At 70.9% G+C, this 13,122-nt stretch carries 13 protein-coding genes; 2 read left to right on the top strand and 11 right to left on the bottom strand.

The genetic code is table 11. The features are described 5' to 3' along the window. Both VFS34_07190 and VFS34_07185 read left to right on the top strand, forming a co-directional pair. Window positions 1–951 (top strand): O-antigen ligase family protein (locus VFS34_07190; protein ID HET9794230.1); only part of this gene is annotated, 951 nt, incomplete at its 5' end. Then, the gene (locus VFS34_07185) at window positions 948–1,496 is read left to right on the top strand and encodes a hypothetical protein (GenBank protein HET9794229.1); all 549 of its coding nucleotides are present in this window, start codon (window positions 948–950) and stop codon (window positions 1,494–1,496) included. The genes VFS34_07190 and VFS34_07185, both read left to right, overlap by 4 nt. Before the next feature lie 47 nt (window positions 1,497–1,543). Here VFS34_07185 and VFS34_07180 read toward each other — a convergent pair whose 3' ends face one another. The 11 genes from VFS34_07180 to VFS34_07130 all read right to left on the bottom strand — a co-directional run. Beyond that, window positions 1,544–2,914, bottom strand: coding sequence for a sugar transferase (locus VFS34_07180; GenBank protein HET9794228.1), 1,371 nt, complete (start codon window positions 2,912–2,914; stop codon window positions 1,544–1,546). 221 nt (window positions 2,915–3,135) lie between these two features. Next, complete coding sequence (gene groL, locus VFS34_07175) at window positions 3,136–4,791, bottom strand: chaperonin GroEL (protein HET9794227.1); 1,656 nt, start codon at window positions 4,789–4,791, stop codon at window positions 3,136–3,138. Between the two features lie 12 nt (window positions 4,792–4,803). Next, entirely contained in the window at window positions 4,804–5,094 is a 291-nt protein-coding gene (locus VFS34_07170; GenBank protein ID HET9794226.1) for a co-chaperone GroES, read from the bottom strand. A 151-nt stretch (window positions 5,095–5,245) separates the two neighbouring features. Beyond that, window positions 5,246–6,505 (bottom strand): oligosaccharide flippase family protein, encoded by a 1,260-nt coding sequence (locus VFS34_07165; protein HET9794225.1) that lies wholly within the window; start codon window positions 6,503–6,505, stop codon window positions 5,246–5,248. Continuing rightward, window positions 6,463–7,650 carry a glycosyltransferase gene (locus tag VFS34_07160; GenBank protein ID HET9794224.1) on the bottom strand — a complete coding sequence of 396 codons (1,188 nt, stop codon included), beginning with the start codon at window positions 7,648–7,650 and terminating at the stop codon, window positions 6,463–6,465. The genes VFS34_07165 and VFS34_07160 overlap by 43 nt, the downstream gene beginning before the upstream one ends. Next, window positions 7,623–8,654 (bottom strand): glycosyltransferase, encoded by a 1,032-nt coding sequence (locus VFS34_07155; protein ID HET9794223.1) that lies wholly within the window; start codon window positions 8,652–8,654, stop codon window positions 7,623–7,625. The genes VFS34_07160 and VFS34_07155 overlap by 28 nt, the downstream gene beginning before the upstream one ends. A 129-nt stretch (window positions 8,655–8,783) precedes the next feature. Further along, window positions 8,784–9,317 (bottom strand): ferritin-like domain-containing protein, encoded by a 534-nt coding sequence (locus VFS34_07150; protein HET9794222.1) that lies wholly within the window; start codon window positions 9,315–9,317, stop codon window positions 8,784–8,786. A gap of 63 nt (window positions 9,318–9,380) precedes the next feature. Then, window positions 9,381–9,767 (bottom strand): hypothetical protein, encoded by a 387-nt coding sequence (locus tag VFS34_07145; GenBank protein HET9794221.1) that lies wholly within the window; start codon window positions 9,765–9,767, stop codon window positions 9,381–9,383. Continuing rightward, window positions 9,764–10,297, bottom strand: coding sequence for a sigma-70 family RNA polymerase sigma factor (locus tag VFS34_07140; GenBank protein HET9794220.1), 534 nt, complete (start codon window positions 10,295–10,297; stop codon window positions 9,764–9,766). Before VFS34_07140 ends, VFS34_07145 begins: the two co-directional genes overlap by 4 nt. Then, on the bottom strand, window positions 10,294–10,773 hold the full coding sequence (locus tag VFS34_07135) for a periplasmic heavy metal sensor (protein ID HET9794219.1): 480 nt from the start codon (window positions 10,771–10,773) through the stop codon (window positions 10,294–10,296). Before VFS34_07135 ends, VFS34_07140 begins: the two co-directional genes overlap by 4 nt. 97 nt (window positions 10,774–10,870) lie before the next feature. Continuing rightward, a partial coding sequence (locus VFS34_07130; GenBank protein ID HET9794218.1) for a SpoIID/LytB domain-containing protein occupies window positions 10,871–13,122 on the bottom strand: 2,252 nt, incomplete at its 5' end.

Here is a 13,122-nt window from a genome sequence, read left to right as displayed (position 1 = left end):
GTCTTCCTCCTCGCGCTTCCGGTCGGGGCCTCGGAGGCGTATCGGCGGCATCGATCGCGCCTCGTCGCCGTCCTCGGAGGCGCGGCGGCCGTGAACGGCCTCCTGGTCGTCCTCTCGGCGGCCCGCGTCTACTCGCCGTTCGTCGTCGTCGGCTACACGGATCGCGCCGGGCTGGGCGCGTTCCTGGGAAATGCGGGGTACGCGGGGATCGCGCTCGCGCTCGCGGCGGTCACCCTCCTCCCGTTCCTCGCCCGGCCCGGCCGCGCCCGCCTTCCGGCCATCGCCGCCTTCCTGCTCGCGACCGCCGGACTCCTCGCAACCCGGAGTCTCTCGGCCGTGGCCGTCCTCCTCGCGGGAACGGCGGTCTTCGGAGCGCTCGCGGGAGGCGCGCGCGGTCGGCGGATCCTCGCCGGCGCGGCGGCGGCGCTCGTGGCCGCGGCGCTGGTGTATGCCCCGATGCGCGCGCGCGTCGCCGGAGTCGCCCGGGCGGCGAGACACGGGGAGTGGAACGAGGCCTTCACCGCGCGCGCGGCGCCCTGGCTCGCCGCGTCGGAAATGATCCGCGAACACCCGGCGGCCGGCGTCGGGATCGGGAACTTCGGCGCCGAATACCCCTCCGCGCGAATCGCCGCGGAGACGCGATATCGGCGCCGGCTGGTCCTCCCGCTGATGGCGACCAACTCGTTCGCGCAGGCGCACAACGACTACCTCGACCTGCTGGCCGGCGCCGGCATTCCGGCGGGGCTCTGCGTGATCGCGGCGGCCGCGATCCTCCTCGCCCGTGTCGTCCGGCGCGGCCGCCGCGATCCCGATGCCGCCGCCTCCGCCGCGATCCTGAGCGGCGGAGCCGTCGCGGCGTTCGCCTGGTTTCCCCTGCAGATCGTGCCGACGGCCGTCTGGATCCTCCTCGAGGCGGGGCGGGCCGACCGCCGGCTCCGGGAGGATCCGTGAAGGGCCGGGGGCCGGCCGCCGCGGCCGCGGCCGGCGCCGCCGTCGCGGCGCTGGTGCTGGCCGCCGTCGCCCCGGAGTGGAGGAAGGGTGCGGCGCTCCGGCGGCTCCGCGAAGGCGAGGCGCTCGTGCTCGTGGCGGCCCGAGAGCCCGATCCGCAGCGCCGCGCCTCCGTCCTTCGGGACGCCGAGGAGGTCCTCGGCGAAGCGGAGCCGGCGCTCCCCCACGATCCCCGTCCTCCCTATCTGCTCGGCTCGGTATCGCTCCTTCGGAACGACGCCGCGGGCGCGCTGGAACGTTACCGGCGATCCCTCCGGATCCAGGAGCGCCCCGAGACCGACCTCAATCTCAGCCGCGCCTACATGGCGGCCGGCAACGCGAAGGCCGCGGCGCGCGACGCCGTGCGCGCCGTGTGGCTCGCTCCGAGCCTGCTCCGGGAACTCCCGGCGGACGCCCAGGCGCCCGTCGCCCGGCGGATCGGGACCCTGGCGTGGGTGCTCAAGAGGGGCAAGGGCGTCCCTCCGAAGCTCTGGCCCGAACGGAATTGACGCGCCGGCCGGGGCCCGGGCGGCGTGCACGGCCGTCTCCCGCCCCGCTAGAACCCGCGGCGGGACAGGACCACGGGCAACGTTCTCGCGAGGATCACCGCGTCCATCGCGAGCGACCAGTTGTTGACGTACGCGAGGTCGTAGCGCAGCTTGATCTGCGCGCTCGTGTCGTATTCGCCGGAGATCTGGGCGAAACCGGTGAGCCCCGGCCGGACCGCGAATCGCAGCGCGTATCCGGGGATTTCCCGTTCGAAACGATCGACGAACTCCGGCCTCTCGGGCCGCGGTCCGACGAGGCTCATCTCTCCGCGCAGCACGTTGACGAGCTGCGGAATCTCATCGATCCGGGTCGTGCGCAGCCACCGTCCGACCCGGGTCACGCGGGGATCGGCGCGCGAGGCGAGGACGGCTCCCGTTTCCTCCTCCGCGTCCGGCCGCATCGTGCGGAGCTTCAGCAGGCGAAACACCTTTCCGTCCCGTCCGACGCGTTCCTGCCGGAAGAGGACGGGCCGGCCGGACAGGGTCCACACGGCGAGCGCGGCCGCGGCGAGGACGGGCGAGAGGAGGAGGAGGCCGGCCGCGGCGGCGAAAACGTCGATCGCCCGCTTGACCGCGGCGCCGACGCCCTGCGGGGGCGCGCTCCGAATCTCGAGGAGCGGCAGCTCGCCGAGCGGGCGAAAGCGCAGCCTTCCGATGAGCGTCTCGTACGGGGACGGGAGCACCCAGAGGGACGTCCGGCCGCTCAACGCCAGATGCTCGATCGCCCGATCCCGGAAGGAGGCGGCCTCCGGCGCGAAGAGGACGTGATCGCTGCCGGTCCGATCGATGAGGCGAGACAGATCTTCGGGAGTCGCGACGGCCGAAGCGCCCGCCGCTTCTCCCGTCCGGACGATTTCCGCGATGTCGATCCCGGTCCACGGATGCCGGCGGATCGCATCCGCCAGCACTTCGCCGTCCACCGCGTTGCCGACGATCAGGACGCGCCGCCGGCCGCCGGAGAGCGCGAGCCGCCGGATTCCCGCCCTCTCCGCGTACAGGAAGAACCCGTCGATCGCGAGATAGAGCACGAGGACGCTCCGGGGCACGGCACGGTGCGGAAAGAAGTAGAAGACCGTCGCGAACCCGAGCAGCTGCGCCGCCTGCGCGGGAAGGAGCTGACGGGAGAGAGATCCGGCCATTCGCGCCCGCGGCCCGTAGAGGCCGAACATCAGCATGGCGAGGAGCTGGAGGGCGAGGGCGAGAGCGACGGCGCGCGGATGGAGCTCGAAGTTGCCCGCGGGAAGCAGGGATTCGGTGAACGGAAGCGGGAGCCGCAGCCGGATCTCGCGCGCGAGCGCGAGCGCCGCGAGGGCCGCCGCGGCGTCGCCGGCGACCGCCGCCCAGCGCCACACGGGCCTGTCCACCGTTCGTTTCTGCATCGGGGCCTCGATGATAGAACGGATGTCCGGCGCCCCCGCCCGGGGGGCGCCTCGGGATGGCCATCGGCTTCGCCCGGCGATCCGATGCGCCCGGCGCCGACATCCGCCCGACGGAGATCATCCGCGGACGCCCAGAAAAAAGGCCCCGGCGAAGCCGGGGCCTTGAGATTTCGACTCGGCGCCGGGAGCTCGTGCTTCCGGACGCCCGTCTCCGGACGAGATCAGTACATGCCGCCCATGCCGCCGCCCATTCCGCCCGGCATGCCGCCGCCCGCGGGAGCCTTGTCCTTCTCCTTGATCTCGGAGACGAGGGCTTCCGTGGTGAGCATCAGGCCGGCGATCGACGCCGCGTTCTGGAGCGCGTTCTTCGTGACCTTCGCGGGATCGATGATTCCCGACTTGACCATGTCCTCGACCTTTTCGGTCGCGGCGTTCAGGCCGAAGTTGGCGCCCTTCTCCCGGATCTCGTTGATGATGACCGAGCCCTCGAGCCCGGCGTTGTGGACGATCTGCCGGAGAGGCTCCTCGAGGGCGCGCTTGATGATCTGGATGCCGATCTTCACGTCGCCGGTGGAATCCTTCGTCGAACGGGAGACCGCTTCGATCGCGCGGAACAGGGCCACGCCGCCCCCCGGGACGATTCCGTCCTCGACGGCCGCCTTCGTGGCGTGCATCGCGTCCTCGACGCGGGCCTTCTTTTCCTTCATCTCGGTTTCGGTCGCCGCTCCGACCTTGATGACCGCGACGCCGCCGACGAGCTTCGCGAGCCGCTCCTGGAGCTTCTCGCGGTCGTAGTCGGAGGTCGTCTCGTCGATCTGGGTGCGGATCTGCTTGACCCGTCCGGCGATGGCTTCCTTCTTCTTCTTGTCGGAGGTGTCGGTGACGATCGTCGTGTTCTCCTTGTCGACCGTGACCTTCTTGGCGGAGCCGAGGTCTTCCCACTTGACGCTCTCGAGCTTGATTCCGAGGTCCTCGGAGATCAGCTTCCCGCCGGTGAGGATCGCGATGTCCTCGAGCATCGCCTTGCGGCGATCGCCGAAGCCCGGGGCCTTGACGGCGGCCACCTGGAGCGTTCCGCGCAGCTTGTTGACGACGAGGGTCGCGAGCGCCTCGCCCTCGACCTCCTCCGCGATGATGAGGAACGGCTTGCCCTGCTTGGCCACCTGCTCGAGGATCGGGAGCAGGTCCTTCATGTTGGAGATCTTCTTTTCGAAGAGGAGGACCTTGGCGTTCTCGAGCACGCACTCCATCCGCTCCGCGTCGGTGATGAAGTAGGGCGAGAGATAGCCGCGGTCGAACTGCATGCCTTCGACGACTTCGAGCGTGGTCTCGAGGCCCTTCGCCTCTTCGACCGTGATCACGCCGTCCTTGCCGACCTTGTCCATCGCTTCGGCGATGATGCGGCCGATCTCGGCGTCGTTGTTGGCGGAGATCGTGCCGACGTGGGCGATGTCCTTGCCCTGGACCTCGGTCTTGATCTTGTCGATGTGGTCGACCGCCGCCCGGACGGCGATGTCGATGCCGCGCTTCAACTCCATCGGGTTGGCGCCCGCGGTCACGTTCTTCGAGCCCTCCCGGTAGATCGCCTGCGCGAGGACCGTCGCGGTCGTCGTGCCGTCGCCGGCGACGTCGGAGGTCTTCGACGCGACTTCGCGCACCATCTGCGCGCCCATGTTCTCGAGCGAATCCTCGAGCTCGATCTCCTTGGCGACGGTCACGCCGTCCTTGGTGATCGTCGGCGAGCCGAACTTCTTCTCGAGAACGACGTTGCGGCCCTTCGGGCCGAGCGTCACCTTGACGGCGTCGGCAAGCTTGTTCACGCCGCGGAGGACACGCTGGCGGGCGTCCTCACCGTACAGAATCATCTTTGCAGCCATGGTGTCTTCTCCTTACTTCTCGATGACCGCGAGAACTTCGTCTTCCCGCATGATCAGATGTTCGACGTCCTCGATCTTGATCTCCTGGCCGGCGTACTTGCCGATCAGGATCCGGTCCCCCTTCTTGACGTCGAGGGGCGTGATCTTTCCTTCTTCGTTGATCTTTCCCTTTCCGACGGAGACGACTTCCGCCTCCATCGGCTTTTCCTTCGCGGTATCCGGGATGATGATCCCGCCGCGCTTGATTTCCTTCTCCTCGATCCGCTTGACGAGGATCCTGTCGTACAGAGGTCGAATCTTCATACCCACTTCTCCTTTCGTTGACATATCCGGCATGACCGGTTTTCTCTGAGATTCGGTCGCGAACCTGTTAGCACTCCCCGATTACGAGTGCTAATTATGGCCGGACGGCCGGGGTGCTGTCAAGACGAATATCGTGAATCAGATCAGTTGATTACGCTGAGCTTGAGCGCCGCGCGCTCAAGCCGCAGAATCCCACGGCGCAGGCGCAGGCCAGGGCTTCCCAGGCGATCGTGGTCGGGACGACGGCGCCCGGGTGCGCCGGAAAGCAGAGGGCGTCGGAAGCCGCGACCCCGGCGAGCGGGACGAGCAGCACCGCCCAGAGAACGACGGAGCGCCCGCGGGCGGCGAGCACCGTCGCGGCGAACATCGCGGGGGAAAGAAAGACCAGGAAGGGCGCGATCCGGGCGAGCCATCCCGCAGCCGGCGCGTAGGCGGCGCCGTAGGCGATGCGGACGAGCGGCCGGGCCGCCGCGACGAGGACGGCGGCCATCAAAACCCCCGCGGCGGCGAACGCGGCGAACAGGCGGCCGATTCCGGCCTCCTTTCCGCTCCCCCGGCGCGAGAGCGTCGGGTACACGGCGGCGGCCGCGACGCCCGGCGCGAGAGCCGCCGCGAGGACGAGGGTCACGGCGGACGCGAAATAGGCCGTCCGCTCCGGGTCGCGGCCGAGCTGCTGGAAGAACACCACGTCGATGCGGAGGAGCCAGCCTCCGGCGACCAGCGGCAGGCCGTAGGGCGCCGCGGCGGCCATGCGCCGGAACGCCCCCGCCGGAAGCTGCCACGAGAACTCCGGGAGGAGCGCGCGAAATCCGACGATGGCCCCCGCGAGGCACGCGGCGCCCGCGGCGGCGAGAGCCCAGACGACGCGCGGGAGCGACCAGCGGAGCGCGAGGGCGGCCGCCCCCACTCCGACGATCACGGCCGTCTCCGCGGACCTCAGGACGAACTCCTTCCAGATGACTTCCCGCGCGCGGAAGACCGTCGCCAGAAAACTCGTGAGCGATCGAAAGAGCAGGTAGGCGCCGACGGCGAGGATCACGGGCCCGTCGGCTCGGCCGGCGGCGGCGACCGCCGCGATCACGACCGCGGCGAAGAGCGCCGAAATCGCGCGGAGCGAAAAGTGTTCCGACAGGATCGCGCCGATCCTTTCGCCGCGGATCGCGCCCTCCCGGATGAAGGCCTCGGCGATGCCGAGGCTCGTCAGCGAAATGACGAGCAGGAAGAGCGAGTAGGCATAGGCGAAGACGCCGTACCGGGCGGGCACGAGGGCCCGGACGAGCAGGATCTGGAGCAGGACGTTGCCGAGCCGGGCGGCGGATTCCGCCATTCCCATCCAGAAGACCGACCGGAAATAGCGCGGGCGATCCGTCACGCGGTCGTGCGGGAGATCTCGCCGACCCGCCTCGCCCATTCGTCGCCGATCCGATCCCAGTTCCGCTCCGAGAGGACCCGGGCGGCCGTCTCCTCCGCCGAAGCGCGGCGATCCTCGGACGGTCGCGCTTCCGCGTCGGCGACGGCCGAAGCGGCCTCCTCGGCGCTGTCGGCGAACACGACGTTTCCGGGCGCCTCCGCGCGGATTTCCCGGGTGCGCGTCGCGATCACGGGAACGGCCAGCGCCAGCGATTCGAACAGCTTGAGCGGCGACGCGCCGTCCCCGACGGCATCCCGGGTGAAGGGGCAGAGGGAGAACGCGCACGCGGCGAGGCGTTCGAGCGCGCGGGGATGCGGGAGCGGCCCCGCGAGCTCGACGTTGCCGAGCCGGCCGCCGGCGACGCGACGGCGGACCTCGTCGAACCGCCGCCCGCCGCCGATCAGGAGAAAGCGGCGAGCCGGAAGGCGCGCGGCGAGCTCGAGCACGAAATCGAAATCGATGAAGTACTCGAACGAACCGAGGAAACCGATCGGGCCGTCGCCTCCCGGCCCGGCGGCGTTCTCCGCCGCATTCCTCCTGGCGGCCGCGATCTCCTCGCGATCGACGCCGTTCGGGACGAACACGGCGCCCGGTCCGAGCTCGGGCAGCAGCACTCGGGAGGGCGTCGTCACGAGGCTCGCGCCCGCGACCATCCGCGCGAGCGCCTTTCGGGCGGCGGCGGCCAGAACCCCGCCGAACACTCCCCCTTCGATTCGAAGCATCGCGGGAAGATCGTCCGCCACGTCGAAGACGACCGGCGCCGGATACCGGAGCAGGCCCTCCTGCGTGACGTTGTAGACGAGGAGGACGTCGGGCGGGTCGTTCCGTCCGATCTCCCGTGCGCGGCGATTCGCCGCGAGCGAGTAGGCGCCTTTCTTCACGATCTTGTCGAACGGAAAACGGATCGCCCAGAACGCCCGCGGGAGCGCGACCTCCTCGGTCCGGAATCCCGCCGGGAGGGGAAGATCCATTTCCCGGTAATTCGTCTCGTCGCTCTTCCTCGGGGGCGGCTCGAGCACCGTGACGTCGTCCCCCGCCCGCGCCCGCGCCGCCAGGAGCTGCTGGTACCGGCTCCAGTTGGCGGCGCGCGTGCGCGCGAGGTAGGGAAAGAGGATCTTCAAGCGCCCCGCCGGGCCGAGAGCCACCGGCCGCGCGCCGAGAGCGATCGCACCGCGCCCGCGGCCCAGACCAGCGGATAGACCGGCGCGGCGAGCACCGCCGGGAGATAGAACCCCGGGCGGTCGACGACCGCGAGCCCGCCGAAGAGGAGAGCGAGATCCCGCAGGAGGAAGAGCCCGAGCAGGACCTCGACGACGCCGATCGGAGCGGAGCCCGCGGCCGGGAGCAGCGCGAGAAAGAGGATCAGCCGCGCCGAGAAGAAGAGCGAGCGCGGCTTCGCGAAGAGGCCGACGACCAGGGTCGCGCCCGAGAGCGACCCCATCAGCCGGCGGATCTCCCCGTTTCGCGCGCGGAACGCCGCGAGATTTCCCGCGAGCCATCGCGCCCGCTGGCGGACGACGCCCGCGCCGCTCCCCGGCTTCGGATCGCGAACCCGCGCGCCGAGCGGCCGGACTCGCACGCCGTCCGCGGCGAGCAGCAGCGTCGTCTCGAGATCCTCGACGAACGTCGCGCAGCGCGCGAGCGCCCCCGAGAGGAGGCCGCGCTCGATCACCATGCCGGTTCCGCGGAGCGGGACGCCCCAGCCGAGCGAGGCGCGCAGGCGGTCGGTCATGCGCTGCGAGACGATCTCCGAGTACGCGGCGATCCGCGAGAGCAGGGATCGGCCCGGCACCGGATCGACGAACCCCTGGAGCGCGCGGGCCCCTCCCGCCCACGCCGCTTCGGCGGCCTCGAAAAACCCGGCCGACGGTTCCGAATCCGCGTCGAAGATCGCCACCGGCTCGCGAGGATCGCCGCCGATCGCGGCCAGCGCGAAGCGGAGCGCTCCTCCCTTTCCCGGGCCGCTCGCGTCGTCTTCGCGCACGAGCGCCTCCGCTCCCGCCGAGCGCGCCGCCGACGCGGTGTCGTCGGAGCACCGGTCGGCGATCACGACGAGCCGGTCGCGTCCGGGACGCATGCCGGCGCGGATCACGGGCAGCGCGACGCGCAGGGCCCCGGCGTCGTCGTGCGAAGGGACGAGGATGAGCACGGGCGGATTATGGACCGCCGGCGGAAAAGGAGGGCCCCTCCGGAGGGTCGAGGGGTTTCGGGAGGTCCACCCGGGACTTCGCGTCCCGGGACGGAGCGCTTCGCACTCGCGGTCGTGAGTGCTCCGCGCTCAGTTCGTGATCAGCCGGAACGACGGAACGATCTCGCGTCCGAGGACGTTCCGCAGCACCGTCGCGTGCAGCACCTCGTCGCCCATGATCCGCGCCGCTCCTTCGGAAAGCGCCCGATCGTGGAACTTCGGAACGACCGAGAGGTAGGCCCGGGCCGCTCCGACCTCGAGCTGGAAAGCGAGCGCGAGCACGTCCTTCTCGTCCTTGAGCGGAACTCCCCAGCCGTAGCTCTGGGCCGGCATCACCGCCCGCCCCCCCTTTTCCCGGATGATCCTCATCAGCAGGTCGCGGTGTCCCTCGTGGCTCTGCTGGAACTCGAGCCCGACCTCCTTCGCCTTTTCCGAGAGGAGCCCGCTCTTCCCGGCGAGCGAGTAGGCGTAGATCGCCTCGTGCTCGAGGCCGAGCGCCACGTTCAGCATGTCGACGTCGCCCAGACCGCTCGCGGGCGCGACCGAGGACGCCGCCCGGACGAGCACCGGCGCCGACGCGGCCGTGAGAGTCCCGAGGATGAGCTTCCGCCGATCGACCTTCATGAGTTTTTCTCCCGTTTTCTCCACTATACGGGAAAAACGGCCGATCGGATCCTCCCGGCCGGTTCAGAAATTGAGGACGGCGGCCTCCTCGACCGGCGCCGAGGACGTCGAAGCGACCTGCTGTCCCGCGGAGATCGTCTCGGCCCAGACCGCGTAACCGTAGCCGGCGGCGGCGGAGAACATCGCCAGGGCGGCGGCCCACTTCCAGACGCCGGCGATCGGCGGGAACGCGCGCGGGCGGGGAAGCCCGCGCATCACCCGCGCGACGAAGTCGGGAGGGACCGGCGCTTCGATCGCGGGCGGCCGGGCGAACATTTCGATTTCGCGCTGGATTCTCTCCGTCCGGGCCACGCGGCGGCAGCGGTCGCACCCGAAGAGATGCTGCTCGGCATCCGGGGCGAGGGGAACGCCGGCGCGAAGCGCGGCGGAAACGCGGCGGCAGGGACTCATGACTCCTCCCGAAGGATCTTCTTCAGCTTCATCCGGGTTCGATGGAGGCGGACGCGGGCCGAGACGGCGGAGATGCCGAGCTGGCTCGCGACGTCCGCGATCGACTTCCCCTCCGCCTTGACGGAGAGCAGGATCTCGCGGTCGAGCGGAGCGATCCGCGCGAGCGCGTGGGCGAGCCGGCTCCGGGTTTCGATCGCCCGCTCCTCCGCTCCGGGCGCGCGCTCGAATCCGGTGAGCGGCCCTTCCGGGCGGCGGCGCCGGAGAATGTCGAGCGCGCAGCGGACGGCGATCCGCCGCAGCCAGCCGCCGAAGTTCTGTTCCTCGCGATAGGACGGCAGCGCCCGATACGCCTTCCAGAACGCCTCCTGCGCGGCGTCCTCCGCGAGGCCGGCGTCCCTGGTGATCCGCGCGGCCGCGCCGATCGCCATCGCGGCGTGACGGCGGACGAGCTGCTCGAACGCCCAGACCTCTCCGTCGCGCGCCCGGCGGGCGAGATCCGAATCGGAACAGGGCGCCTGGGAGATCTTCACTTCGACAGGAACTCCTGGACCGAAGCGGCGACGCGATCTCCCGTTCCTTCGGCGTGGGAGCGGAATGCCGCGAGCTTTTCCTTCTGGTCGTCGTTCAGGACCGGCAGGATCTCCGCCTTGATCTGCGCGCGCAGAACGGCGGCCTCCCCTTCCGCCCGGCCGAGATCGGCGGCCTTCCGGCGGATCGCGCCTTCGTCGATCGTCTCGGCTTCGATCGCCCGGCGGAGGGCCAGCCGCGCCGCCCGGACCGATCGGATGTTCGTCAGGATCGCGTCCTTGTGCCCCTTGAGCACGCCCTTGATCTGGTCGCGCTGGGAGTCCGACAGATCGAGCCGGTCGGCGACGCGCGCGAAGATCCGGTCCGCCGAGAAGTTCCGGGCCCGGCCCAGCGGACCCGCCGCGAGACGGCCGGCCCAGAGCCCGCCGAACAGGATCGCGGCCGCCGCCGCTCCGCCCAGGATCGATCTGCGAACCATCTGGAGGCTCATTCCCGCCTCCCGAGAACCATCGCCGTTCTCCCCGAATAGAACGACGACCCCTCCCGGAAGGTTACATCCGGCGCGGCCGCGAGGATCAACCGGCCGGAGGAGGCGCCGCCGGGGGGACCGGGGACGGGGCCGCCGGCGGAACGGACGGAGGGGACGACGGCGGAGCGGCGGGTCCGGAGGGGGGAGCCGGCGGGTACGCGGTGACGTCGATTCCGGAGTAATAGTGTTTCAGGATCTCCTCGAACGTCGACCCCGCCAGCGCCATCCCGTACGCGCCGTTCTGACAGAGTCCGACGCCGTGGCCCCACCCGCGGCCGACGAAGAGAAATTCCGGCGAGCCGTCGGCCGCCGCGGCCTTTTCGACGGTGAAGATCAGCTCGGGGAGCTCGAGCGCCTGCCGGATGTCGAACCCGGAGAGCGTGACGGAGCCCTTCTCCGTCGCGATCGCGGCCTCGACGACGCGCCCGGAGCGGCCGCGGCGGCGCACGTCGACCGAGCGGACTTCCGTGCCGCCGAGCCGGCTTCCGAGACGCTGCGCGAGGACCCGCGCCGGAACGCGGCGCACCCACTCCGTCCAGGAGGACTCCTTTTCGAACGTTCCCCCGCCCGGCGATTCGACCGCCCAGAAGGCGAGGACCTCCGTCCCGCGCTTCCAGAATCCGACGGCGTCCCCGGACGTGAGCGCGATTTCGGAAGCCGGGTAGTATTTTCCGTCGACTCCGCGCGCGAGCTCGATCGTGGTCTCCGCGGGAACGGCGACGCGACCGGAAGGAGTCTTGACGACGAAGGCTCCGCCGTCGCGGCGGGCGAGACGCCCGGTCGTTTCGACGACCCCTCCCAGCCGCAGCGCGACCGAAAACAGCAGTCCTCCGAACTCCGCCTCGGACATCGTCCGCGACGGCGCGGGAAGCCCCGCTCCGTCGCCGATCCGGAGCCGCGAAATCGTCTCGTAGGCCGCGCGGGCGTCGGCCGCGAGCATCGCCGCGGGATCGGGCGGTCCGGCCGCGTAATCGACGTCGACTTTCGTCAGATGGACGTCCCGATCGTCGGCGAGTCCAAAACCCGCGAGAACCGCCGGGTAGACGGCCCCCGGCGAAAGCGACGCGGGCGGACCTCCCCGCGGTTTGAATCCGGCGAGGCGGAAGGCCTCTTCCCAGATTCCGGCGCGTCCGCGACCTCTCCGGGCGGCGGCGAGTCGTTCGAGGACCCAGCCTCGCCATTCGAGCGCCGTCAGGACTCGGCCGCGCGAGGCCTTCGGAACCCGGGCGCCGTCGAACATCGATTTTTCCTGCTCGCCGCAGATCACGCCCGCGAGATACGGCGCCGCCATGCCCGGGAAGATCAGCCGCGCGTCCTCGGTGGCGCCGCCGCAGGTGGAGGTGAAGAGGGCGTGGATCGGTTTTCCCCGGAACGTCGCGATCCGGCCCCGGGTCTGCTCGACGGCGAGATCGGTCAGGGGATCTTCGGCCTCGATCCCGCCGTACACCTGGCATTTCGGGGTCGCACAGAGGTCGTAGCCCTCGGCCGCGAAGCCGTCGGCGTTGTCGATCGCGTAGGTTCGCGCCGCGACGGCCTGAGCTTTCAGCGCTTCGATCTCGTCGAATCGCTTCGGGCCCATCTCCGCCGGCACGACGCCCCGGAGGTAGTCCTCGACGTTCACCACGTTCACGACGTTCAGCGCCCCGCGCGGGTTGACGACCAGGCGAACGCGGCCGCGATACGGCTTGCCGCCGACGACGACCCACAACTCCGGCGTTCCGGGAGCGACGTCGACGGAGGCGCCCCCGATGCTCCTCTCGCGGCCCGCTCCGTCGCGGACGAGAATCGCCGCCGCTCCGGAAGGCTCCGAGACGGGCATCCCGTCGATCCCGGCGGCGTGCAGCTTCGCGAGGCCGTCCTGCGCCGCGGCGGCGTCCGGCCAGGTTCCGGCCCGGACCCGGTAGAGGCCCTTCTCCGCGGAAAAGGCGACGGAGGCCTCGAGGCCGGTCCGCCGGGCGACGTCGGCGGCCGCCGCTCGCGCCGTCGCCTCCTCGGAAAACGCTCCCGTCTGGATGCGCACGACCGATCCGCCGCCCAGCGCGCGGAACGAGACCGGCCCGGCGATCAGGACCGTCTCTCCGCCGCCCGAGACGATCCAGGGCGCGCCCGGAGCGGGAAGGGCGAATTCCGCCACGTCGCTCGAAAGCCCGATGCGGAGTACGGGAGGCGCGATGGGAGGAAGAGCGATCGCGGACGGCGGCGAAGGCCGGGCCGCGGCCGTCGCCCCGCCCTGCCCCGGCGCCGGGGCCGAGGTCCGCCGCGACGCGCATGCCGCCGCGGCGAGCAGCACGGTTCCGG

The sequence above is a fragment of the Thermoanaerobaculia bacterium genome (assembly GCA_035717485.1).
Taxonomy (GTDB): Bacteria; Acidobacteriota; Thermoanaerobaculia; order UBA5066; family DATFVB01; genus DATFVB01.
This window is presented reverse-complemented; position numbering and strand designations above follow the sequence as displayed.